The 22,254-nt window shown below is 68.7% G+C and carries 21 protein-coding genes and 1 riboswitch; of the genes, 15 read left to right on the forward strand and 6 right to left on the reverse strand.

Annotated features, from left to right (window positions below):
• Positions 1 to 95 precede the first annotated feature (95 nt).
• Positions 96 to 1,514 carry a glycosyltransferase gene (locus tag ACQ260_RS11155; protein WP_432559504.1) on the reverse strand — a complete coding sequence of 473 codons (1,419 nt, stop codon included), beginning with the start codon at positions 1,512 to 1,514 and terminating at the stop codon, positions 96 to 98.
• Between the two features lie 104 nt (positions 1,515 to 1,618).
• Here ACQ260_RS11155 and ACQ260_RS11160 point away from each other — a divergent pair, with 104 nt between their 5' ends.
• Positions 1,619 to 2,290 carry an HAD family hydrolase gene (locus tag ACQ260_RS11160; protein WP_432559505.1) on the forward strand — a complete coding sequence of 224 codons (672 nt, stop codon included), beginning with the start codon at positions 1,619 to 1,621 and terminating at the stop codon, positions 2,288 to 2,290.
• A 24-nt stretch (positions 2,291 to 2,314) separates the two neighbouring features.
• On the opposite strand, the gene ACQ260_RS11165 is transcribed toward ACQ260_RS11160, so the two are convergent.
• From ACQ260_RS11165 to ACQ260_RS11175, 3 genes are read right to left on the reverse strand one after another with little or no spacing between them, the layout of a single operon-like run.
• On the reverse strand, positions 2,315 to 3,250 hold the full coding sequence (locus ACQ260_RS11165; RefSeq protein WP_432559506.1) for a ketopantoate reductase family protein: 936 nt from the start codon (positions 3,248 to 3,250) through the stop codon (positions 2,315 to 2,317).
• Between the two features lie 42 nt (positions 3,251 to 3,292).
• The gene (locus ACQ260_RS11170; RefSeq protein ID WP_432559507.1) at positions 3,293 to 4,465 is read right to left on the reverse strand and encodes an MFS transporter; all 1,173 of its coding nucleotides are present in this window, start codon (positions 4,463 to 4,465) and stop codon (positions 3,293 to 3,295) included.
• A 35-nt stretch (positions 4,466 to 4,500) separates the two neighbouring features.
• Complete coding sequence (locus ACQ260_RS11175) at positions 4,501 to 4,923, reverse strand: rhodanese-like domain-containing protein (protein ID WP_432559508.1); 423 nt, start codon at positions 4,921 to 4,923, stop codon at positions 4,501 to 4,503.
• Positions 4,924 to 5,178: 255 nt separating this feature from the next.
• Between ACQ260_RS11175 and ACQ260_RS11180 the strand changes: the two genes are divergently transcribed.
• From ACQ260_RS11180 to ACQ260_RS11205, 6 genes are read left to right on the forward strand one after another with little or no spacing between them, the layout of a single operon-like run.
• Positions 5,179 to 5,817: an acyltransferase gene (locus ACQ260_RS11180; protein ID WP_432559509.1), complete on the forward strand. Its 639-nt coding sequence runs from the start codon at positions 5,179 to 5,181 to the stop codon at positions 5,815 to 5,817.
• Positions 5,814 to 6,920: a DegT/DnrJ/EryC1/StrS family aminotransferase gene (locus ACQ260_RS11185; RefSeq protein WP_432559510.1), complete on the forward strand. Its 1,107-nt coding sequence runs from the start codon at positions 5,814 to 5,816 to the stop codon at positions 6,918 to 6,920. Before ACQ260_RS11180 ends, ACQ260_RS11185 begins: the two co-directional genes overlap by 4 nt.
• Positions 6,917 to 7,876 carry a Gfo/Idh/MocA family protein gene (locus ACQ260_RS11190; protein ID WP_432559511.1) on the forward strand — a complete coding sequence of 320 codons (960 nt, stop codon included), beginning with the start codon at positions 6,917 to 6,919 and terminating at the stop codon, positions 7,874 to 7,876. The genes ACQ260_RS11185 and ACQ260_RS11190 overlap by 4 nt, the downstream gene beginning before the upstream one ends.
• Before the next feature lie 8 nt (positions 7,877 to 7,884).
• A complete protein-coding gene (locus tag ACQ260_RS11195; RefSeq protein WP_432559710.1) occupies positions 7,885 to 9,264 on the forward strand; it encodes a nucleotide sugar dehydrogenase in 1,380 nt (459 codons plus the stop codon).
• Positions 9,261 to 9,770: an acyltransferase gene (locus tag ACQ260_RS11200; protein WP_432559512.1), complete on the forward strand. Its 510-nt coding sequence runs from the start codon at positions 9,261 to 9,263 to the stop codon at positions 9,768 to 9,770. The genes ACQ260_RS11195 and ACQ260_RS11200 overlap by 4 nt, the downstream gene beginning before the upstream one ends.
• Positions 9,767 to 10,900: a glycosyltransferase gene (locus ACQ260_RS11205; RefSeq protein ID WP_432559513.1), complete on the forward strand. Its 1,134-nt coding sequence runs from the start codon at positions 9,767 to 9,769 to the stop codon at positions 10,898 to 10,900. The genes ACQ260_RS11200 and ACQ260_RS11205 overlap by 4 nt, the downstream gene beginning before the upstream one ends.
• A 43-nt stretch (positions 10,901 to 10,943) precedes the next feature.
• On the opposite strand, the gene ACQ260_RS11210 is transcribed toward ACQ260_RS11205, so the two are convergent.
• Positions 10,944 to 13,184: a transglycosylase domain-containing protein gene (locus ACQ260_RS11210; protein WP_432559514.1), complete on the reverse strand. Its 2,241-nt coding sequence runs from the start codon at positions 13,182 to 13,184 to the stop codon at positions 10,944 to 10,946.
• A gap of 155 nt (positions 13,185 to 13,339) precedes the next feature.
• Between ACQ260_RS11210 and ACQ260_RS11215 the strand changes: the two genes are divergently transcribed.
• From ACQ260_RS11215 to ACQ260_RS11245, 7 genes are all read left to right on the forward strand, one after another.
• On the forward strand, positions 13,340 to 14,392 hold the full coding sequence (locus tag ACQ260_RS11215; protein ID WP_432559515.1) for a sulfate ABC transporter substrate-binding protein: 1,053 nt from the start codon (positions 13,340 to 13,342) through the stop codon (positions 14,390 to 14,392).
• On the forward strand, positions 14,389 to 15,324 hold the full coding sequence (cysT, locus tag ACQ260_RS11220; protein ID WP_432559516.1) for a sulfate ABC transporter permease subunit CysT: 936 nt from the start codon (positions 14,389 to 14,391) through the stop codon (positions 15,322 to 15,324). The genes ACQ260_RS11215 and cysT overlap by 4 nt, the downstream gene beginning before the upstream one ends.
• Positions 15,321 to 16,127 carry a sulfate ABC transporter permease gene (locus tag ACQ260_RS11225; RefSeq protein WP_432559517.1) on the forward strand — a complete coding sequence of 269 codons (807 nt, stop codon included), beginning with the start codon at positions 15,321 to 15,323 and terminating at the stop codon, positions 16,125 to 16,127. Before cysT ends, ACQ260_RS11225 begins: the two co-directional genes overlap by 4 nt.
• A complete protein-coding gene (locus tag ACQ260_RS11230; protein WP_432559518.1) occupies positions 16,124 to 17,125 on the forward strand; it encodes a sulfate/molybdate ABC transporter ATP-binding protein in 1,002 nt (333 codons plus the stop codon). Before ACQ260_RS11225 ends, ACQ260_RS11230 begins: the two co-directional genes overlap by 4 nt.
• A gap of 121 nt (positions 17,126 to 17,246) precedes the next feature.
• Positions 17,247 to 19,133: a hypothetical protein gene (locus ACQ260_RS11235; protein ID WP_432559519.1), complete on the forward strand. Its 1,887-nt coding sequence runs from the start codon at positions 17,247 to 17,249 to the stop codon at positions 19,131 to 19,133.
• Positions 19,134 to 19,186: 53 nt separating this feature from the next.
• A riboswitch (guanidine-III (ykkC-III) riboswitch) is annotated at positions 19,187 to 19,252 on the forward strand.
• A gap of 15 nt (positions 19,253 to 19,267) precedes the next feature.
• On the forward strand, positions 19,268 to 19,582 hold the full coding sequence (locus ACQ260_RS11240; RefSeq protein ID WP_432559520.1) for a DMT family transporter: 315 nt from the start codon (positions 19,268 to 19,270) through the stop codon (positions 19,580 to 19,582).
• 1 nt (position 19,583) lies between these two features.
• Positions 19,584 to 19,973: a DMT family transporter gene (locus tag ACQ260_RS11245; protein ID WP_432559521.1), complete on the forward strand. Its 390-nt coding sequence runs from the start codon at positions 19,584 to 19,586 to the stop codon at positions 19,971 to 19,973.
• Between the two features lie 164 nt (positions 19,974 to 20,137).
• On the opposite strand, the gene lhgD is transcribed toward ACQ260_RS11245, so the two are convergent.
• Positions 20,138 to 21,331, reverse strand: coding sequence for an L-2-hydroxyglutarate dehydrogenase (gene lhgD, locus ACQ260_RS11250; RefSeq protein WP_432559522.1), 1,194 nt, complete (start codon positions 21,329 to 21,331; stop codon positions 20,138 to 20,140).
• A gap of 35 nt (positions 21,332 to 21,366) precedes the next feature.
• On the opposite strand from lhgD, the gene ACQ260_RS11255 reads away from it, so the two are divergent.
• On the forward strand, positions 21,367 to 22,221 hold the full coding sequence (locus ACQ260_RS11255) for a hydroxypyruvate isomerase family protein (protein WP_432559523.1): 855 nt from the start codon (positions 21,367 to 21,369) through the stop codon (positions 22,219 to 22,221).
• Positions 22,222 to 22,254: the final 33 nt, after the last annotated feature.

Below are 22,254 nucleotides of genomic sequence, written 5' to 3' on the forward strand. Positions count from 1 at the left end.
CCACGTATCCATGTCCACCCTTTCCCACCACTGCACGATTAGTCGATAAAAGGCATTGTCCCCTGTCGTGTGGACAGGGGACAGAGCGGCCCCTGCTATCGATCGGACAGCATGTTCTGCATGAGTTGCGCGTAGGCGTACATGCTTCCGTCGCCGAGGAAGCGCCGGAGCACCTTCTCTCTTGCCGCCAGCCCGAGTCGATGGGCGACACCCTCGTCCGCGAGCAGGACGTTGATCTCCGCGCCCAGCGAGTTGAGGTCGGTGGGGTCGGGCAGCAGCCAGCCGTCGATGCCGTGGGCGATCTGGTTCTGGATGCCCCCCACGGCGCTCGCGATGACGGGACGCGATTTCCACATCGCTTCAGTCACCGTCAGCCCGAACCCCTCGAACAGGCTCTTCTGGACCACCGCGTACGCGTGCCGCTGGAGGGCATTGATGATGTAGGCGTTCTCGTCCGTGTCGTCCATGGGGATCGAGAACAGGTGCACGCGGGCCTTGGCCGCGTCGTCCAGTGCGTTGAAGATCGCACGGCACTCGGCGAGGACCTCGGCGCCCTCGGGATCGTCGCTGACCCCGTCCACCGCCGGCCCGCACAGGACCAGGTGAGCGTCGGGGTCGGTCACGTTGTCCAGGAACCCCTTCATCACGCCGGCCATGTCCTTCAACCGGTCCCAGCGGCTGACCTGGACGATCGCGCGGGCGTCGCGGGGGAGAGGGCCGCCTTCGGAGACGGCGTTGTCGAGGGCGCGGACCTTCCCCGTGCTGCCGTCGCGGCGCGGGAACTCGACGTCGGTGTTGCGCTCCCCCTCGAGCAGCCCCGCCTGCACGAGGACCTTCTCGACGACGTCGGCGGGAATGTCCATGTTCTTGGCGGTGAAGGGGTCGATGCACGGGGTGATGACAGCGAGTTTGTCGAGCGGGACCGACGGGGGTGCGTACAACAAGCGGCTGACCACGACACGATCGGCGTGCTCGAGGTAGGGCGCGAGGAACGCCCACCCTTTCTCCGTGTGGCGGTTCGCGTCGTCGCGCCCGATGTGGCTGCGCCAGATGACGTGTGCGCCCAGCGCCTTGACGCCTTCGATGAGACCTGCTGTCTGCGGGTCGTGCAGCACCACGAGGTCCCCGGGCTGCACGAGCGTGCGCAGGTGGTCGAGGTTGCCGGCGAGGACCTGCTCATAGTTCTCGCGCTCGGCCTCGCCCATTTCCCCGCCGTCCCCGGGTGACCCGTGCAGGAGGTTGTGCAGCCGCTTGGTCGTGCCGAAGAATGTCGGCTCGCCGTGGAGGACCAACCACCGGGTCTCGATCCCGGTCGTGCGCCACAGCGGCAACAGTGCCAGGAGCATCTCGGCGACGCCGCCGCCGGTGGCGGTCGCGTTGACGTGCCAGATGGTCTGCCCGCTCAGTTTGTCCCTGGCTGCGTTCCAGAACTGTTGGACGTGGGACCAGCGGTCCGCACCCACGAGTTCGGCCAGCGGTGTGATGTCTCGGTGTGCAAGTTCCACTTCTTCCATCGAGCAAGCTTGCCGGACCGAACGGCGGCGCGGAGCAGTTCTGGCCGATTGGCATCGAGTGGTCCGCGGACGCTCACGCAGGGACGTCGTGAGACGGTTGGGCCATGGCCACTTTCGAAGCGTTCGTTTTCGACATGGACGGTGTCCTGACCGACACCGAATCGCTGTGGGACGAGGTCCGGCGGGGCCTCGCCGCGGACGCGGGTCTGGCCTGGCCCGAGGAAGCCACCGACGCGATGATGGGGATGAGCACGCCCGAGTGGTCGGCGTACCTCGTCGACACCGTCGGTCTGCCCGGCCCGCCCGAACGTGCCGCGACTGAGGTGATTGACGCCATGGCCGCCCGCTATCACGAGCAGCTCCCGACCCTGCCGGGCGCGGTGGCGGCGGTACGCCGCATCGCGGGCATCATGCCGATCGGGTTGGCGTCCTCCTCGCCCCGGCGCCTGATCGACGCGGTGTTGGCAGAGCTTGAGCTGGTCGACCTCTTCACCGCAACGGTGTCCACCGAGGAAGTCGAGCGCGGGAAGCCGGCCCCGGACGGCTATCTGCGGGCGTGTGCCCTGCTCGGCGTCGATCCAGCGAGGTGCGCTGCGGTGGAGGACTCGAGCAATGGCCTGCGCGCTGCGCACGCTGCGGGGATGACGGTCATCGCCGTCCCGCACCCGTGGCATCGACCGGCCGAGGACGCGTTGGCGCTCGCCGCCGCGGTGCTCGAGTCCTTGGACGAGCTGGACGAAAGCCTCCTCGTGCGGCTCGCCGAGGGGCGGGCTTGAGAGCGGTCGGAGCGCTGCAGCGGATCACTCGGCCCACGGGCTGCTGAGGATCCACTGAAGGGTCTGGTTGTGCGGCGTCGCGATGCCGTGCTTGGCGCCGAGTTCGACCACCCGCCCGGCGAAGATGTCGACCTCGGTCGGCCGCCCGGCGAGCACGTCCTGGTGCATCGACGTCATCCCCTGCGGTGGCTGACCCGCCAGGACGGTGTCCCACTTCGCCCGGTCCGCCTCACCGAGGTCGACGCCCTCGGCTCGCCCGACCGCGATGGCCTCGTCCATCAGCGCCCACATGAGGCTTCGCCCGGGACCGTCCTGCTGGAACTTCCCGTAGGGCGCATCCAACACGGCCGACGCCTGGTTGATCCCGACGTTGACCATGAACTTCCACCACATCGCGTGCTGCATGTCCGCCGGGGTGTCCCAGACCAGCCCGGCGTGATCGAGCGCCCGCTGCACGCGGCGCACCCGCTCGCTCGGTCCCGGGTCCGATCCGCCGACCGTTTCCGCGGGGTCCCCGAAGGTCAGTCGGCCCGCCTGGCGATAGCGGACCGCCGCACCGGATCGCTCGGCGTCCATGGCGAGCGCGATGCACGGCAGCACCCTGTCCGCGGCGCCGAAGCGCTCGGCGATGATGCGCTCGCTGTCCAGACCGTTGAGCACCGACAAGAACGTCGTGTCGGCGCCCACCAGGGGAGCGATGGTGTCGAGGGCCTCGGGCAACTGCTGATGCTTCACGGCGACCAGCACGAGATCCGCGGGTGCATGCTCCCCGACCGCGGTGTCGACGACCGCCGCCGTCAACGGTTCACCGTTCACCGTCAGACCGGCGTCGGCGAGGCGGGCCGCGCGATCGCCGCGGGCGACGAGGCGCACGGGAAAACCGGCTCTGGCGAAGTGCGCTGCATACATCGCTCCCATCGCGCCGGCACCGACCACTGCGACCGAAGAGATCTCGCTCATGTCCTCAGCCTCACACCGAGACCAGCCCTCGACACCGGAATCTCAGCGCAGGGTCTCTGCTGGTCGCGCCCCCCGCATCCGCCAGACGAGCAGCAGGATGAGGCCGCCCACGAACGCCGGGGCGCCACCGGTCAGCATGGCGAGCACATGGTTGACCTCATAGATGGGCATCCACAGGATCGGCGCGAGCGCTGCACCGCCGAACTGGCACGCCAGCATGACCGAGGTCGCACCCGAGCGGTTGGCCGGAGCGGAGGTCACCGCGAGCTGCTGCACAACGGCGCGGGTCGCGGTGGAAGCGCTGCCTGCAACGGCCAGCAACAGGCACGCGAGGCCAAGCCCCACGGCGCCACCGACCAACGCCGTCACACCCACCAGCGACGCGAACAGGCCGAACACGAGGTGGGCCAGGCCGCCGATCTTGAGTTGGCCATAACGGTCCATCATGCTGCCCGACCAGCGCCCGGTCAGCAGGCCGGTGATGCCGAAGATGGCGAGGATGAGCCCCGTCACCGTCGCGCCGGTGCCGAACTCGTCCCGCAGATAGAGGACGCCGATGACCGCAACGACCATCAGGGAGAAGAAGGACAGGGCCGCTGCGATCGACGCAATGGCCAACTGGCCGTTGGCCAACGCCTTCCAGCGCTCCTTCTGGCTGCCGGTGAACGGGCTCTTCGCATTGTCCGGTGGCAGCGCGGCCAGCACGAACGCCACCAACGCGATCGCATAGAACGCCAGCGACCAGTGCAGATCGGCTGCCACGCCACCGGCGAGCGGTGACATCGCCTGGCCCGTTGCCTGCATCGCGCCGAACATGCCGAGGGAACGACCGAGCTTCTCGCGGGGCACCAAGTCGGTGATCGCCGCGACCAGCACCGGAGTCGTGAACGCGTTCGACGCGCCCATGAGGATGCGGAACAGCGTGAACATCTCGAAGTTCGGTGCGAGGGCGCACCCGATGGAGGTCAATGCGTACGCCACATAACCCAACTGCACCGTCCGCTTGCGGCCCCACCGCTCGGCGAAGGTCCCCGACATCAGCATCAGCATCGCGAACGGGATCAGATAGGACGTGACGGACGTGCTCGCGAGCGCAACGGAGATGTCGTATTCCCGCGCCAACTCCGGCACCATCGTCGTCACGATGGGCGAACCGAACGGCCCGAGGAACCCGCCAAGATAGAGGGGCCACAGGCGCCCGGCAGACTTGCTCATTGCTGCAGTCTAGGCACAGCGGCAGACTCCGCCGTTCAGTCCCGTGCCCGGTGCTCCTCCACCGGCCATCCCGCCCGTTTCCACGCCGAGAAGCCCCCCTCGAGGTGCGCCACATCGGTGCGACCCATCTCCTTGAGGCTCCTTGCCGCGAGTGCGGATCGCCAACCGGATCCGCAATAGAGCACCAGCTTGCGCCCGTCGTCGAGAGCCGGCTTGTAGTAGGGGCTTTCCGGATCCACCCAGAACTCCAGCATGCCGCGCGGTGCCCGGAACGCGCCCGGGATCACGCCCTCCCGTTCCAGCTCGCGGGGGTCGCGGATGTCGACCAGGAGAATGCGGGGGTTGTCCAGCAGGGCTGACGACTCGGACTGCGAAATCGTCTCGATGACTGCGTTTGCTTCGGCGACCAGTGCGGCGGCGCTCTTGACGAGCGGGCTGCCGGGCTCACGTGCGGTCATGCTGCCTCCTCGGTCGGCGTCGATGCCGTGATCCGATGGTATGCCGCGGGCCTCCGAGGTGGTGGGAGGCGGGGGTACGCAGGAGACCGCGTCCCACCGGGCGGCCGATGGCTATCACTTTGTCGACTGGTCGCCCACAACTGTCACACGCCGCCCCTAGACTGACGCGTGAACCACCCCCAGGGCAGCAGGCGGCAGACAACAGGCTGAGACCGGCAGACCCTGAGGTGTCCAGCACTGTTGCAGGAGGCACACATGCCGGCTGAATCCACCGTGCATGCGAGCGCCGACGTGGATCCACGCGCCATCATCGGCGCCGGCACCACGGTCTGGCACCTTGCCCAGGTGCGGGAGAACGCGACGATCGGTCCCGGCTGCATCATCGGCCGCGGGGCCTATATCGACGAGGGCGTCGCGCTCGGTGCCAACTGCAAGATTCAGAACCATGCGTTGGTTTATGCACCGGCCCGCCTCGCCGATGGCGTTTTCATCGGCCCTGCCGCCTGCCTCACCAATGACCCCCATCCGCGCGCGATCCATGTCGACGGTGAGCGCATCGGCGCCGGCGAGTGGGCACAGGTCGGGGTGACGATCGGCAAGGGTGCCGCCGTTGGTGCCCGCGCCGTGGTGCTCGGTGGGGTCACGGTCGGGCCGTGGGCCCTCATCGCCGCAGGCGCGGTGGTGACCCGGGACGTGCCCGCCCACGCGCTGGTCGCGGGGGTCCCCGCGCGGCACATCGGCTGGGTCGATCACAGCGGCAAACGCCTGACCGAGATCGGGCAGGGCCGTTGGCGCGCCGCCAACGGCACAACGTTCGTCGAGACCGAGGACGGCCTGGCGGAAGCCGACGGTCGGCCTGTCGAGGCAGCACGAGCCCAAGAGGAGTCGCGATGATCACTGACGTCGGGATCACCCCCATCCCCGTCGTCCGACCGATCCTGGGCGCTGCCGAGCAAGAGGCGGTCGCCGCAGTCATGACCAGCGGACAGCTCGTGCAGGGCGCACAGGTCGCGGCCTTCGAGGCCGAGTTCGCCGAGTTGGTCGACGGGCGGCACTGCGTCGCCGTGAGCTCGGGCACCTCGGCTCTGCACCTCGCCCTGATGGCGGCCGGGATCGGCCGTGGTGATGAGGTGATCGTCCCGTCGTTCACCTTCGCGGCCACGGCCAACGCCGTGCGGTTGGCAGGCGCCGATCCGGTGTTCGCCGACATCGATCCCGGCAGTTTCTGTCTGGACCCCGAGGCCGTGTCCGATGCGATCGGACCGCGCACAGCGGCGATCATGCCCGTGCATCTCTTCGGGCACGCCGCCGAGATGGCGAGCCTGACCCGGCTGGCCGAGCGCTATGACCTGCTGCTGGTGGAAGACGCCGCACAGGCCCATGCGGGCGCTTTCGACGGCCAGCCGGTGGGCGCGCTCGGCGACCTTGCCGGCTTTTCCTTCTATGCGACCAAGAACATGACGACCGGCGAGGGCGGGATGGTCGTCACCAAGGATGGCGACACCGCCCGCCGGGTCCGCCTCCTGCGCAACCAGGGAATGGAGGAACGCTATCTCCACGAGGCGGTCGGGCTCAACCAGCGCATGACCGACGTCGCGGCGGCGATCGGGCGGGAGCAGTTGCGCCGGCTCGCCGACTGGACGACCGCCCGGCGCCGCAACGCAGCCTTCCTCGACAGGAAGCTGCGTGGCGTCACCATCCCCCGGGTGGTGGGACCGGTCCGTCACGTCTATCACCAATACACGGTTCGGCACCCCGAACGGGACGTGCTGATCGACGAGCTCGCCCGCCTCCAGATCGGGGCCGCGGTGCACTATCCGCGTCCCACGCATCTCATGCCGGCGTACGCCGGTGATCGCCGCTGGTCCGGCCTGCGATTGGAGCACACCGAGCGCGCGTGCGCGGAGGTCGTCTCCTTGCCGGTCCGCCCAGACCTCACCGAATCCGAGCTGCAGCGCATCGTTGCGGCCGTGAATTCTTTCGGGTCGGGCTCATGAGCGACCTGCGGGCAGGAGTGATCGGAGCCGGCTACATGGGCCGGCATCACCTGCGTGTCCTGGGCGAACTCGCCGGGATCGTGCCCGCTGTCGTTGTGGATCCCCGTCCGCCGACTGAGCTCGCCGTCCCGATTGTCACCGATCTCGCTGCAGCGGCCGCGGAGATCGATCTGGCGATTCTCGCCGCCCCGAGCAAGTTCCACGAGCAGCTCGGGCTGCGGCTGGCGCAACTCCGCGTCCCCACCTTGATCGAAAAGCCCGTCGCCACGACGAGCGCCGCTGCCGCTCGGCTCGTGCGCGCGTTCGCGGAGCAGGGGGTCGCGGCGGCCGCCGGCCATATCGAGCGGTTCAACCCGGTCATCGCGGCGGTCCGCGCGGCACTCGCCGAGGACCTCATCGGGCCCCTGACCCACATCGGGACCACCAGGGCGGGCCCGTTCCCCGATCGGGATATGCCCGTCGGGGTGGTCGCCGACCTCCTCGTGCACGACATCGATCTGGTGTGCTCGCTCTCGGAGGGAGACTATGCCTGGGTCAGCGCGCAGGCGGAGACGGCGCGGGACCGACCCTGTGAGGATGAAGTACGCCTCAGAGGCGAGGTCCGCCTCCCCGATGGGCGCACGCTCTCGGTCAGCCAGCGCGCCGATCGGGTGAGCCCGGAACGGGTGCGACTGCTCCAGGTGATCGGCGAACGCGGGGGGCTCCGCGCCGATCTCATCGAACAGCGCCTCATCCACTGGTGGGAGAACGACAGCGGGCACCACTCCCGCGAGCTTCCCGTCGACACAGGTCAGCCGCTCACCGCCGAGCTCGCTGCCTGGCGTGACGTCGTGCGCACAGGCACGCCCGACCCGGTGCTCGCCACCCTCGCCGATGGCACCCGCGCCATCCGCATCGCCGAAGCCGTGCTCGCCTCCGCCGCACAGGGTGCGACCGTCCCCGTGGCGGCAGCATGAGTGACCAGATGACTCCGGCCGCGCCGTCAGCGCCGCCGACCAGACACGAAGCCGCGGACACCGTCACCGTGGTCGGGCTCGGCAAGATCGGGCTGCCGCTGGCGGTGCAGTTCGCGACCGCCGGCTTCCGGGTCCTCGGCGCCGACATCAACCCGACCGTGGTGGACCAGGTCAACGACGGCATCGAACCCTTCCCGGGAGAGACGGACCTCGCCCGTCGACTCGGGGAGGTCGTGCGGACGGGTCGGCTCACGGCCACCACCGACACAGCGGGCGCCGTCGCTCGGTCCGGCACCGTGGTCATCGTCGTTCCTCTCGTGGTCGACGAGACCGCCGAGCCCGACTTCGCCATCGTCGATGCGGCCACCGCCCAGGTCGCCGTGGGTCTCCAGCCCGGCACGCTCGTGAGTTATGAGACGACCCTTCCCGTGGGGACCACGCGCACGCGCCTCGTGCCGGCGCTCGTCACTGCCTCCGGACTGATCCCGGGCGAGGATCTGTTCGTGGTGATGAGCCCGGAGCGGGTCTATTCGGGACGGATCTTCGCGGACCTGTCGAAATATCCCAAGCTCGTGGGCGGCCTCGACCCCGAGAGCACGCGACGCGGGGTCGCGTTCTATGAGCGGGCCCTGACGTTCGACGACCGCTCCGATCTGCCGCGTCCCAACGGAGTCTGGGCGATTGGCTCCACCGAGGCCGCCGAACTGGTGAAACTCGCCGAGACCACCTATCGGGACGTCAACATCGCGCTCGCCAACACGTTCGCGGTGTATGCCGATTCGTTGGGCATCGACTTCTCGCTCATCGCCGAGGCCGCCAACTCCCAGCCGTTCAGCCACCTGCACAGTCCCGGTGTCAACGTGGGCGGGCACTGCATCCCCGTCTATCCGCGGCTCTATCTCAGCGGCGATCCCGCTGCGCGGCTCGTGGCGACCGCGCGCGAGGTCAACGACGCCATGCCCGAGCACGTGGTCGAGCTGCTCGCCGAGCGCCTCATTCGCGTCGGCGTCCCGATTCGCGACGCCCGGGTGGTCATCCTCGGCGCAGCCTATCGCGGCGGGGTGAAGGAGACCTTCTATTCCGGGGCGTTCGCGTTGGCGCGCCACCTCGCGGACCGCGGCGCCGTCCCGCTCGTCCACGATCCGCTGTTCACCGATGCCGAATTGCGCGCGAAGGGCCTCGAGCCCTATCACCTGGGCGACCGCTGCGACGCCGCGATCGTGCAGGCGGACCACGCCGACTATCGGGAGATCGGACCGGCGGACCTGCCGGGCGTACGCACGATTGTCGACGGCCGGGCCACCACGGATCCCGAGCGTTGGCAGGATGTTGACCACACGGTCCTCGGGCGCACGCGCGCCACCGGACAAGGAGGAAACCCGTCATGACGATGACCACCGACAGCTCGAAACGCGTGATCCCGTTCCGCCCCAACGATGCCAAGAAGGTGGGCGAGGACTGCTTCTATCTGGACCGGATCACCTGGCTCAACGGCTGGAACATCGAGCTCGGCGCTCGGGTGAAGTTCAACTGCGACTGCTGGATCAACGGCTATGGCGGGCTTGTGTTCGAGGATGACGCCAACATCGGGCCGAACACGATGATCCACACCGCCAACCACATCACCGACGATCCCAACCGCCCGATCGTCGACCAGGGCTGGGTTTCCCGGCCGGTGCGCATCGGCAAGGACGCGTGGATCGGCATGGGGTGCATCATTCTGCCCGGCGTCACGATCGGCGAGGGGGCGATCGTCGGTGCCGGTTCGGTCGTGGCGAAGGACGTCCCGCCGTTCGCCGTGGCGGTGGGCAATCCGGCGAAGGTGATCAAATATCGCTTCCCGGACCGTGTCGAGGACACCGACCGCCCGGCCGACGTGGAGATCGCCGAATGACGCGGGTCCTGTTCGTGCAGCGCCAGCCGTGCATCAAAACGTGGAAGTACGCAGTCGGTCTGCGCGCCACGATTCCCGATCTCGTGCTGGGGTTCGCCTATCAGGGCAAGACGCTCACGGAGCTTTACGGTGGCGGCGATGAGTTGTTCGACGAGTGGCACCTGCTGCCGGTCGAGCCCGATGCCCGGCTCGCGGAGGTGATCAAGGACTTCGAACCGGACCTCGTGCACAACCACAACCTGCCGGACGTGCTCACGATGGCCTGCCAGCGGGTGCTCGGACCGCTCGGTGAGCGGCCCGTGCCGATCATCCACGATGTCCACGATTTCCAGGCGCTGCGCAAGACCCCTTATGAGGACGGGTTCCCCGATCCGGAGGACCCGGCTGCTGCCGAACGGGCCGCGGTCGAGCAGAGCGATGCCCTCGTCACGGTCTCGGACCGGTTGCTCGAGGAGATCCAGGCGCGTTATGCCGTGCCGGAACTCCACGCCGTCTTCCCGAACTATGCCCTCGCTCAGCATCTGCCGGCGCTCGGCGACCTGCCCGAGGTGCCGGACCGGCTTGTGCACAGCACCGAGCGGCCGCTGCGGGTGGTCTATCAGGGCACGCTCTCAGTGGCCCACGGGCACTATGACCTGCGCGGCATCTTCGCCGCGATCGCCGGCAGCGGCGCCGAACTGCACGTCTTTCCCGGCCGGGGTCCCATGCCGGAATATTTCGAGCTCGCGGAGCGATTCCCGACGATCACGATCCACCCGACGCTGCCGTCGACCGAGTTGCTGGCGACGCTGCCGCAGTTCGACGTCGGCTGGGCTGGGTTCAACGACACTCTGAACGATGCCCATCTCGCGACGGTGCTGCCGAACAAGGGCTTCGAATACGTGGGGTGCGGCCTGCCCATCCTCACCTTCGAGCACGATGCGCTGGCCCGGTGGGTCCGCGCCGACGGGATCGGGGTCGTCGTCGGCTCACCCGAGGAGCTGCCCAAGGTGCTCACCGAGACGGACTTCGCCCCCATGGCGCAGCGCACCCACGAGATCCGGGACAGCGTCACGATCGAGGGCGCGGTGGACACGGTGGTCGAGCGGATCTATCGTCCGCTCCTCGCAGCGCGGGTCACGGCCGGCTGACCTGCCGCATCGGTCGTGTCTCACAGGGCGACCGGGGCCGACCTCAGCCCCCGCGCTGGTTGGAACTCTGACTGGAGTTCTGATTGCTGCGGTTGCTGTTGGTGCTGTTCGTCCGGTTGTCGCGCGTGTTCTGACCGAAGCTGCCCTCGACGGAGTCCCGGCTGGGCGTCGATACTCTCGTGAACCCGGTTCGCGGCTTGCCCTGCAGTGCGGCCGTCATCGCCGGACGATAAATGTCCTGACCGACGTCACCTGAACCCGAGCCCTCCATCCAATAGCGGGAATAGGGCAACCGGATGTTCTTCAGCGTCGGGCGGCTGCGGTAATAGCTGCGGGACTTCCAATAGGGATGGGTCTTGTCGATGGCGATCATGCTCGAGGCAGCCACGGTCGGTGTGTAGCCCATGAACCACACCGCCTGGTTGGCGTCGATCGTGCCCGTCTTGCCGGCCTGCGGATAACCACCGGGCACGACTGCCCGCGAACCGGTGCCCGACATCACGTTCTGCATCAGGGCGTTCATCTGGTCGGCCACGCGGGGCTCGAGAACCTGGCGGCAGTTCGCATCCGGGACCGGCAGTTCGTTGCCCTCACGGTCCGTCATGCGCTCGAGGATCACCGGCTCGCACATCTTGCCGCGCGCCGCGAATGTCGCATAGGCCACCGCCATTGACAGCGGGCTGACTTCGGCGGCACCCAGCGTGTACGACGGATAGTGCGAATAGTCGTTGAAGCTGCCCGGCGAGGCGAGCTCGACACCGAGCTTCTCGGTCATCCGCGTGGTGTTGCAGATGCCTGCATCCCGCTCGAGCTGGATGAAATAGGTGTTCACCGAATAGGCCATCGCCCGCATCATGTTCATCGGGCCGTGGGTGTTCGTCGAGTTGGACACCGGATAGTCGGGTGACCTGAACGGGCCGGCGCACGACTGGAACGTCTGACCCTTGAAGTTCATCTTCTCCGCGGCGTTGTAGCTCTTGCCCAGACCGAGGCCCTTTTCGAGCGCCGCGGCCGCCGTGAAGGCCTTGAACGTGGAACCCGCCTGATAACCCTCGGCGCCGCCCATGTCGTTGTCGGAGGTGGGCCCGCCGACCGCATAGTTGTAGTAGGTCTCACCAGCCGCCGCGTTGTCGCCCATCACGGGGCGGTTCTGGGCCATCGCCAGGATCTGACCGGTGCCGGGCTCGATCATCGTCACGACCGAGATGACCGGGTCCCGGGGATCCAGCCGCGCGTCGATCGCGCGCTGGGCGGCATCCTGCGTCCGCTCGTCGATCTTGGTGTCGATGGTGAAGCCGCCGCGCTTCAGGTTGGTGAACCGCTCGGCCGGAGTGGCCCCGAATGCGGGCTGCTTCTCGACCGTCCGCTTCACATAGTCACAGAGGAACGGATAGCGGGTGCCGACGCAGCCGTTGACGAAGTTCCGAACCCGGGCCTGGTCCCAGCCGAACCCCTTGGCCCAGCGGGACTCCTCCTGCGTCGCCCAGCCCAGCTCGACCATGCGGTTGAGCACCACGTTGCGGCGCTCGAGAGCGATCGTCGGATAGCGCGTGGGGTTGGTGGCCACCGGATTCTGCACGAACCCCGCGAGCATCGCGGCCTGCTGGATGTCGAGGTCCTTGGCCGAGGTGTCGAAGAAGTGCTGGGCCGCGGCCTCGACGCCATAGGCGCCGTCGCCGTAATAGGCGATGTTGAGATAGCGCTCGAGGATCTGGTCCTTGGTCATCGACTTTTCCACCGCGATCGCATAGCGCAACTCCTGCACCTTGCGGGCGATCGTGCGTTCCTGGGCGGCGGCGACGCCCTCGCGGTCGTCGTTGGCGGCGGCGATCGCGACCTGGACCATCTTCACGTATTGCTGCGTGATCGACGAACCGCCCTGCGTGCCCGAGGAGTCCGCGGTGTTGCGGACCAGCGCGCGCAGGGTCGCGCGCACATCGAGCGCGCCGTGCTCATAGAAACGGTGATCCTCGATGGCCAGCTGAGCGCGCTTCATGTCCTCGCTGATCTCGTCAAGGGGGACATAGACGCGGTTCTCGTCAAAGAAGTACGCCAACGTCTCCCCGTTGGCGAGCCTCACCTCGGAGCGCACGGACTGCGGCGGGGCGAGGAAATCCATGGGGATCGTCTCCGACGCTCGGGTCGCGGCACTCACCGCGGACCCCGTGGCGCTCACCAACGGCAGGAACAATCCCGCGACGAGCAGCCCGGACAGCACGCACACCGCCAGGAACATGATGGCGCGCCACACCTGGTCGGCCGCACCCCTCAATTGTCTCGCCACGCGCCCCAGCTTAGGTCGGCTCGGCAAGAACTCCCGCATCGATCTTGCCCAGTGTGACCGGATTGTTCCCGCATCGTGAGAGGCATAGGTCAGGATTATCGAGCTATTGAAGAACGTGATAGAAAAACCAGCGGTCCACCAACCAAGGAGTCCGGATGCCCTCTCAGCGAGCCCTGTCCCGGCTGGGCCGCGTCGCGCTCGCGGTGCTCACCGTGCTGGCGCTGGTCGGGTGCGTGCCGGGCGCCGGGTCCAGTGACGTGCCCCGCCGTCTCGCGGCGGAGAGCGGTGCGGGACCGATTCACACGACCCTCAACCTGTACGCCTACGCCGTGCCCAAGGTCGCCTATGACGAGCTCGTCCCTGCCTTCCGCCGGACGCCGGCGGGTGCCGGTGTGGCCGTCCAGCAGTCCTTCGGTGCCTCCGGCGATCAGTCCCGCAAGGTCGTGTCCGGTGCTGCGGCGGACATCGTGAACTTTTCCGTGGAGCCGGATATCACCCGGCTGGTCGAAGCAGGTCTGGTGGAGCCCGACTGGCGCGCCGGGGCTCACGGCGGTGTGCCCTACGGTTCCGTCGTGACCCTCGTCGTCCGCGCCGGCAACCCCAAGAACATCCGGGACTGGGATGATCTGCTGCGGCCCGGGATCGAGGTCGTGATGCCCAACCCCTTCTCGTCGGGCTCAGCGAAATGGAACCTCTTGGCCCCCTACGCGGCGAAGTCCGACGGGGGGCGCAATCCGGCCGCCGGGCTCGCGTACGTCGAAGAGCTCGTCCACGACCACGTCGAACTCCAGCCCAAGTCCGGCCGGGAGGCGACCGAGGCGTTCCTGCAGGGCACGGGCGACGTGCTGCTCAGCTATGAGAACGAGGCGCTGTTCATCGAGCGCAAGGGTGAGCCGGTCGAGCACATCACGCCGGCGGTCACGATCCGGGTCGACAACCCGGCAGCCGTGCTCGCCGCCAGTCCCAATCGGGACGCCGCGCAGCGGTTCCTGGACTTCATGAACTCCGCCGACGGCCAGCGCATCCTGGCCGAGACCGGTTTCCGCCCCGCCGATCCCGACATCGCCCGGGAGTTCGCCGCCGAGTTCCCGGCGCCGGACCAGCTCTGGTCGATCGACGACCTCGGCGGCTGGGCGGCCGTCGAAGCGAATCTGTTCAAGGCCGGCACGGGCTCGATCGCCCAGATCTATGAGGGAGTGGCCCGATGAGTTCGACCACCACGCGCGGTGCGGCCGACCGGGCGGAGGCCCACGGTCCGGGCCCCGCTCCCGGTGCGGCCGAGACGCCCGTGCCGGCGACGACCGCACCCGCGAGGAGCGTCGCGACAGCGCCGACCCGGCGTACGCAGACCCGCAGCCTCGCCAAACCCCTCACGATCGGTGTGGTCACGCTCTGGCTCAGCATCATCGTGCTGCTGCCGCTCGCCGCGATCACCGTCGCCTCGCTCGCCGACGGCCCGGCGGGCTTCTGGGCCGCCATCACCGAACCGGCGGCGCTCGCGACCCTCGGCGTGACCACCGGGATCGCAGCAGCCGTCGCCCTGGCCAACGCGGTGATGGGCACGATCATCGCGTGGGTCCTCGTCCGCGACGACTTCCCCGGCAAGCGGATCGTCGACGGACTCATCGACCTGCCGTTCGCGTTGCCGACGATCGTCGCCTCGATCGTGCTCCTGTCGCTCTATGGCCCGAACTCGCCGATCGGGCTGCACCTCAATGCGACGCGCTGGGGCGTGGGGATTGCGCTGGCGTTCGTGACGCTGCCGTTCGTGGTGCGCGCGGTTCAGCCGGTGCTCATGGAGGTCGACAAGGAGGCCGAGCAGGCCGCGGCATCGCTCGGAGCGTCGAACTGGACGACCTTCCGGCGAGTGATCCTGCCCGCGCTCGCCCCGGCGATCCTGTCGGGGACGGGGTTGGCGTTCGCGCGCGCGATCGGGGAGTACGGCTCCGTCGTCCTCATCGGCGGCAACATCCCGCGTGAGACGCAGGTGGCGTCGCAATACATCCAGCAGCAGATCGAGATCGACCGACCACTCAACGCGGCGGCCGTCTCGGTGGTGCTGCTGTTGATCTCGTTCGCCGTGCTGATCCTGCTCCGCGTCGTCGCCGCCCGCACCCAGGGCCGGGAGGGGCACCAGTGATTCAGAGCCGCACCGCCAGGTGGAGCCTCCGGACGCTCGCGCTGGCGTACCTCTTCGCCCTCGTCGCCGTCCCCGTCGGCATGATCCTCTTCCGGACGTTCTCGCCCGGACTCCCCGTCTTCTGGGACTGGATCACCACCCCGGCCGCCATCGCGGCGCTCAACCTCTCGCTGCTGATCGTCGCGATCGTCGTGCCGCTCAACGTCGTCTTCGGGGTCGTCACCGCGATGCTGCTGGCGCGGGGGGACTTTCCCGGTCGGAAGGTGCTGCAGTCGCTGGTCGACCTGCCGTTCTCGGTGTCCCCGGTCGTGGTCGGCGTCGCACTGATCACGTTGTGGGGAGCCGGTGGCTGGTTCGTCGGCATCGAAGGGCTCGGCTTCAAGGTCATCTTCGCGCTGCCGGGCATGGTGCTGGCCACCATCTTCGTGACGATGCCGTTCGTGGTCCGGGAGGTCGAGCCGGTGTTGCACGAGATCGGCACCGAGGCGGAGGAGGCCGCAGCGACCCTCGGCGCCACCGGTTGGCAGACCTTCTGGCGCATCACGCTGCCCGCGATCCGCTGGGGCCTGACCTATGGCGTCATCCTCACGATCGCCCGTTCCCTGGGCGAGTTCGGGGCCGTGCTCATGGTGTCATCGGGCTTCCCGGGGGTGTCCCAGACCCTGACCCTGCTCGTCCACGGGCGCTATATCGACGACCACAACACCTATGGGGCGTATGCCGCCGCGACCCTCCTCATGGTGCTCGCCGTCCTCGCTCTCCTGCTCATGACCGTGCTCGACCGTCTCCGGAGGAACGCATGATCCGCGTCACTGGCGCCCACAAGAACTATGGGGACTATCGGGCTCTCAACGACGTCTCCATCGACATTCCCTCCGGCTCGCTGACCGCGCTGCTCGGTCCGTCCGGCTCGGGCAAGTCCACGCTGCTCCGCTCGATCGCCGGGCTGGAGCGGCTGGATCGTGGCTCGGTGCTGATCGAGGGCCGCGACGTGACCAACGAGTCGCCGCAGAAGCGCGGGATCGGGTTCGTGTTCCAGCACTATGCGGCGTTCAAACACATGACCGTGCGGGACAACGTCGCGTTCGGGCTGACGATCCGCAAGCGACCGAAGGCGGAGATCGACCGCAAGGTGGATTCGCTGCTGGAGATCGTGGGGCTGGGCGGTTATCACAAGCGTTATCCCGCCCAGCTGTCCGGCGGACAGCGGCAGCGCATGGCCCTCGCGCGAGCCCTCGCGGTCGATCCGGAGGTGCTGCTCCTGGACGAGCCGTTCGGTGCCCTGGATGCCAAGGTGCGCACCGATCTGCGGACCTGGCTGCGCCGGCTGCACGACGAGGTCCACGTGACCACCGTGCTCGTGACGCACGACCAGGCGGAGGCGCTCGATGTCGCCGACCGGATCGCCGTGCTCAACGAGGGCCGCATCGAGCAGGTCGGCGGGCCGGTCGAGCTCTATGAGGAGCCGGCGAACGACTTCGTCATGTCGTTTCTGGGCGAGGTGGCCGATCTCGGCGGGCGGCTTTATCGGCGGCACGATATTTCGTTGGTACGCAGCCGCGGCGAGGCCGAGGGCCGACGTGCCGAGGATGCGCCACCGGTGATCGCCGCCAAGGTGCTCCGGGTAGTGCCGCTGGGGTTCGAGGTGCGTGTCGATCTGACGAGCACGGACGGTGACTTCTCGGCCCAGCTCACCCGCGCCGACGCCGCCGAGCTGAAGCCGAAGACAGGCGACGAGGTGTTCGCGCTGGTGGGGCAGAAGGTGTCGGTGCTGGAGGAGTACCCCGCGCTGGGCATCTGATCCTCCGCCCTCCGCGTTTCGGTAGGGCCGGTGGTTCACCTGACCCACCCTCCTGCGACGATCGCTGCGCGCCGTCGTCGCCGTTCGGCACGACGCCTTCGAGTGCCCGAGGAGGTCGATCATGCCCCCGCGCAGGAGACACCGCACAGCCAAGAAGGCCAAGTCCTCCACGAGCACGAGCCTCCCCGTCCCTGTCCCCGCGGCCACGACGGCCGCACCCGGGGCCTCGCTCGGACCGGCCGGGCGGCCCGGCGTACACCACCTCCACGCCCCGGACGAAGGCGCCGCCCTGGGCGCCCACCTGCTCGCCGAACGGGACCGCCCGGTGGTGGTGATCACCATTCCGAGCGGAGCGAGCGAACCCTATGTGAACCCCGCCGACGTCGCCGACGAGGTCGGTGATCTCGCCGGGATCTATGTGCTCCCCACCGGGGTGGTGACCTGGGCCCTGTCGGAGACGTTGCCCGACGAGCGGGCGGGCGTCTATGGCGGCGCGGCCCGGGTCTATCCCGTGGATCGGGAGTGGATCCGGGATCCGTACCGCTCCGAGCTCCACTTCAGCACCGACCGTGCCCAGGGCCGGGACGTCGCGCAGCGGTTGGTGAGTGACGTTTTGCGGGAGGCGTACGCGGGCCAGAGCTGGGCCACGGCCCACGTCGGTGCGCGCGAGGTGGCCGGGGTGGTGGTCGGCGTCGTCGCCGGCCGCGGGGTCGTGCGTCTCGACTCGGGCGAGAACGCGACCGTGCGCCCCGAGCTGCTCGTCGCCGACCTCGATGGCGAACGGCTGCTCCGGCCGGGGCAGCACGTCCGGGGCATGCTGGATCCGGGGACGGGCCGATTGGATCTGCGGGGTTCGCTGCGGACACCGGCCGACGCGTTGGCAGGGACCGCCATCGGTGCGGTCGTCCTCGCACGGGTCCGGATGGTCGAGCGGGACCTGTGCGTGGTGGAGGTCTTTCCCGACTTTCAGATCGACGTGCCCGCCGAACGGATCGTCGGGACGATGCGAATCGACCTGCGCCGGATGATGTCCGAGGGTGACGTCCTGCCCTTCCGGGTGCTGGCACTCGGCGCGGCTGAGGAGGACTGGCTGCTCTCGGCGCTCGAGGCGGACGACGCACCTGCGCTGCCGGCGCCGGCCGTGCTGCCCGAGGGTCCGGCGTGGCTGCTGCCGCCGGTCTCCGAGGAGGACGAGCTCGACGAGGACGTCCCGCTGGAGCCGGCCCCGAGGCCGGCCGGTGGCTCCGGAGCGTCGGCGCCGGCGGGTCAGGCATCCGCGTCTCCAGGCCCCTCGGCGCCCTCTCCGCCGGCATCTCATTTGTCGGCCGCGTCACCGGCAGCGCCGACGTCGCGCCGGACTGCTCCGGCGTTCACCCCGGCCGAGACGGAGCACCTCGCCGCCGAACGCGACAGCGCGCTGAAGGAGGCTGCGCTCCTGCGCGAGCGCGTGCAAGAACTCGAACGCGACAACCGTGCGCTGGCCCACCAGCGCAAGGAGGCGCGAACCGCGCGGCTCAAGGCCCTCCAGCAGGTTGAGCAGGCCCGCGGTCGCGCCCGTGCCGGGACCGAGGCCCTCGCGCAGCTGGAGCGCGACCGGGAGCTGTTCGACGATCCGGCGGAGCAGCTGCGCTGGGAGGTGGAACTCGCCTGGTTGCGGCGCTTCCCCCCGGGTGAGCGACGGGAGCGGCGGCGGGCACCCTGGGAACTCGGGGACCAGTTCCTGAGCACCTGGGCCGAGGTCGAGGGCATCGACCGGCAGAAGGTCGTCGACGTGATCGTCGAGGTCATCGTCGGGCTGGCGGCCGACCTGCCGTCCCGCGAGTTGCATCAGCTGCGGACCGGGACAGGTGGCAATGACCGGCCCCGCACCCGCGACGACGGTGCGACGGCCTGGCGGGTGTCGCTCCAGGTCAAGACGCCGTCCGCGCGGCGGCTGCACTATTGGCAGCGTGCGGACGGGGTGATCGAGCTCGCGAGCATCCGCTTGCACGACGACTACCGCACGTGAGCCGGTCGGCCCGAGAGTGGTGGCCGCGCCCGACGAGTCGACTAAACTGCTCGGCGAGGCCCTGGCGTTGGGCCTGCGGACGAGGGAGCAGTACCCGCTGAGCGACAAGACTGACCATCAAGGAGTGTCGTGTCATGTCGTGGTTCGTGCTGATCGTGTCGGGCTGTTTCGAGGCCGTCTGGGCCATCGCCCTCGATGCCACTCAGGGGTTCAAGAAACTCAAGCCGACGTTGGTTTTCCTGGCGGGGCTCGTGGTGAGCATGCTGGGGCTGAGCTATGCGATGCGGGAGATCCCGACGGGGACGGCGTACGCGGTCTGGACCGGCGTGGGCGCAGCGCTGACGGTCATCTATTCGGTCGTCCGTGGGCTGGAGAAGGCCCACGCGGTCAAGCTCGCCCTCATCGCACTGCTGATCGGCTGCGTCGTCGGTCTCAAGGTGGTGAGCTGACATGGCGTGGGTCGTCCTCATCCTGTCCGCGGTCCTCGAAGCTGTCTGGGCCACCGCCCTCGGCCTGTCGGACGGGCTCACGAAGCCGGTGCCGTCCGTGGTCTTCTTCGTCGCCACCACGGTGAGCATGATCGGTCTGGCCTGGGCGATGAAACGGATCCCGTTGAGCGTCGCCTATTCGGTGTGGGTCGGCCTCGGTGCGGGTCTCACGGTTGCCTATGCGATGGCTACAGGAACCGAATCGGTGTCCGTGCTGAAGATCCTGTTCCTGATCGGCCTGATCGGCAGCGTCGTCGGTCTGAAGTTCGTGAAGACCGAGCCCGGTCGGCGGTCCCCGGTGCGCGAGGCGCACGAGGGGGCCGAGGAAGGAGACAACCGCCGCGGAGTGTGAGCGGGTTCTCTGGTCCGCCCGCGGATCGCATTGCCGCTCTCGGCAGCCCCACTTTGCACCCGGCCGTGGACTTTGCACCCGAAAGGGACGTGTGCAAAGTCAGCCACGGGGTGCATAGTGCGCCGGTCAGGGAACGGCGCTGGCCGGAGAGCTGCAGTCGACCCTTACGCGACCGGTTCGATCGCCAGCTCGTCCGCGATCCGCTGCCCGATCTCCAGGGCCGCGGTCGCCGCGGGGGAAGGCGCGTTGAGCACGTGGAGTTGATAGGGCCCCCGCACGAAATGGAAGTCCTCGACCAGCGTGCCGTCCTTGCGCAGCGCCTGCGCGCGTACGCCCGCTGCCGCCGGCCGCAGGGCATCGTCGGCCAGGGCCGGCACCAGCTTGCGCAGGGACGCCAGGAACTTGGTCCGCCACAGGGATCGGCTGACCTCGTTGACGCCGGACTTCCAGTGCTGTTGGCCAAGCTTCATGAGCCCCGGCCACCGCAGGGTCTCCGCGAGCTCGAGCGGGTTCACGTCACGCCACCTATAGCCCTCGCGAGCCAGCGCCAGCACCGCGTTGGGGCCGGCATGAACCCCGCCGTGGATCATGCGGGTCAGATGCACGCCCAGGAATGGCAGCGACGGGTCCGGAACGGGATAGATCAGCCCCTTCACGAGATGGACCTGGTGGGCGGCGAGCTCGAAATATTCCCCCCGGAACGGCACGATCTTCACCTCGGGATCCAAGCCGCCGAGGCGTGCCACCCGATCGGCCTGCAGGCCACAGCAGGCGACGAACTGGTGCGCGGGCACGAGTCCGTTGCTGGTGGTGATGCGCAGACCGTTGGCGAGGCGCCGGATGCCGCGCACCCGGACGCCCAGGTGCACTTCGCCGCCCAGTCGCTCAATCGCCCGGACAAGGGCGGCGGCGACGCCCGGAAAGTCGATGATCCCGGTCGATTCCACCCGCAGCGCCGCCACGCAGTCGACCTCGGGTTCGAACGTGCGGGCCTGTTCGGGGGTGAGCAGGCGGAGAGGGACGCCGTTGGCGAGACCCCGGCTCCGCAGGTCCTCGAGCGCCGGGACCTCCTCGGGTCGTGTGGCGACCACGAGCTTGCCGCAGACGTCGACGGCCACACCGTGCGACTGTGCGAACCGAACCATCGACGAGGCCCCGGCCAAACCGAGTTGGGCCTTGAGGCTGCCGGGCGCGTAATAGAGCCCCGAGTGGATCACGCCCGAGTTCCGTCCGCTCTGGTGGGCGGCCACCCGATCTTCCTTCTCCAGGACGGTGACCCGATGGCCCCGGCGGGCGACCTCATATGCTGTGGCCAGTCCGATGATGCCCGCGCCGGCTACAACGATGTGGCTACCCATAGGCCCATCATCGCCCATCGCAGCAGGAGGTCCGCATGGTCCCCGACGCCAACCTCGCCTGGCTGTTCACCGAGGTCGACTGGCCGGACCGGTTCGCGGCCGCCGCGGCCGCTGGGTTCACCGGAGTGGAGATGCCATGGCCGCCGGTGGCGCTCGATGACGTCGCGGCACGGCTGGAGGAACACGGGCTCAGCTCGGTTCTCGTCAACGTCCCGGTCGGCGAGCCCGGCAGTGAGTGGGCCTTCGGGTGGGCCTGCCGCCCGGACGCGGTCGACCGTTTCCGGGAGACGTTCACAACGGCCTTGGCGCACGCAGAATCGACCGGCACTCGCTTCATCCACGTGCTCGCCGGTCTGTGCCCGCCCGACCTGGACCACGATCTGGCCTATGCCACCTATCGAGAGAACCTCGTGTGGGCCCTCGACCAGTTGCATGCCGACGGCCCGACCTTGGTGGTGGAGGCGATCAATCGTCGCGACCAACCGCTGTTCCTGCTGTCGGGGCTGACCGAGGCGGCCCGGCTCGTCCGGTCGATCGCCAATCCGCGGCTGCGGTTGCTGTTCGACACCTTCCACTGCGGGGTCGAGCTGCTCGAGGCCGAGAAGGCCGGCTTGCGGCGTACTGCGATCGCCGAACCCTCTCTCGGCTGGTCGCCGACGGTCGCCACCGTCGCCAGCCGGTTCGCCGAGATGCGCGATATCGTCGGCCACATCCAGGTGGGCGACGCGCCCGACCGGACCGACCCGGGGACCGGACTCATCGACTTCACTGCGTTCTTCGCCGCGCTCCGGGATCTGGAATGGGTGGGATTCGTGGGTGGGGAATACCGGCCGACCGCGGGCACGCTCGCCGGCTTGGGCTGGCGGGAGGAGCTCACGCCGCACCCGTGAGTCTTTACGCGATCCGGGTGACCTGAAAGGATC

The organism is Ammonicoccus luteus (genome assembly GCF_050880385.1).
Taxonomy (GTDB): Bacteria; Actinomycetota; Actinomycetes; order Propionibacteriales; family Propionibacteriaceae; genus Enemella.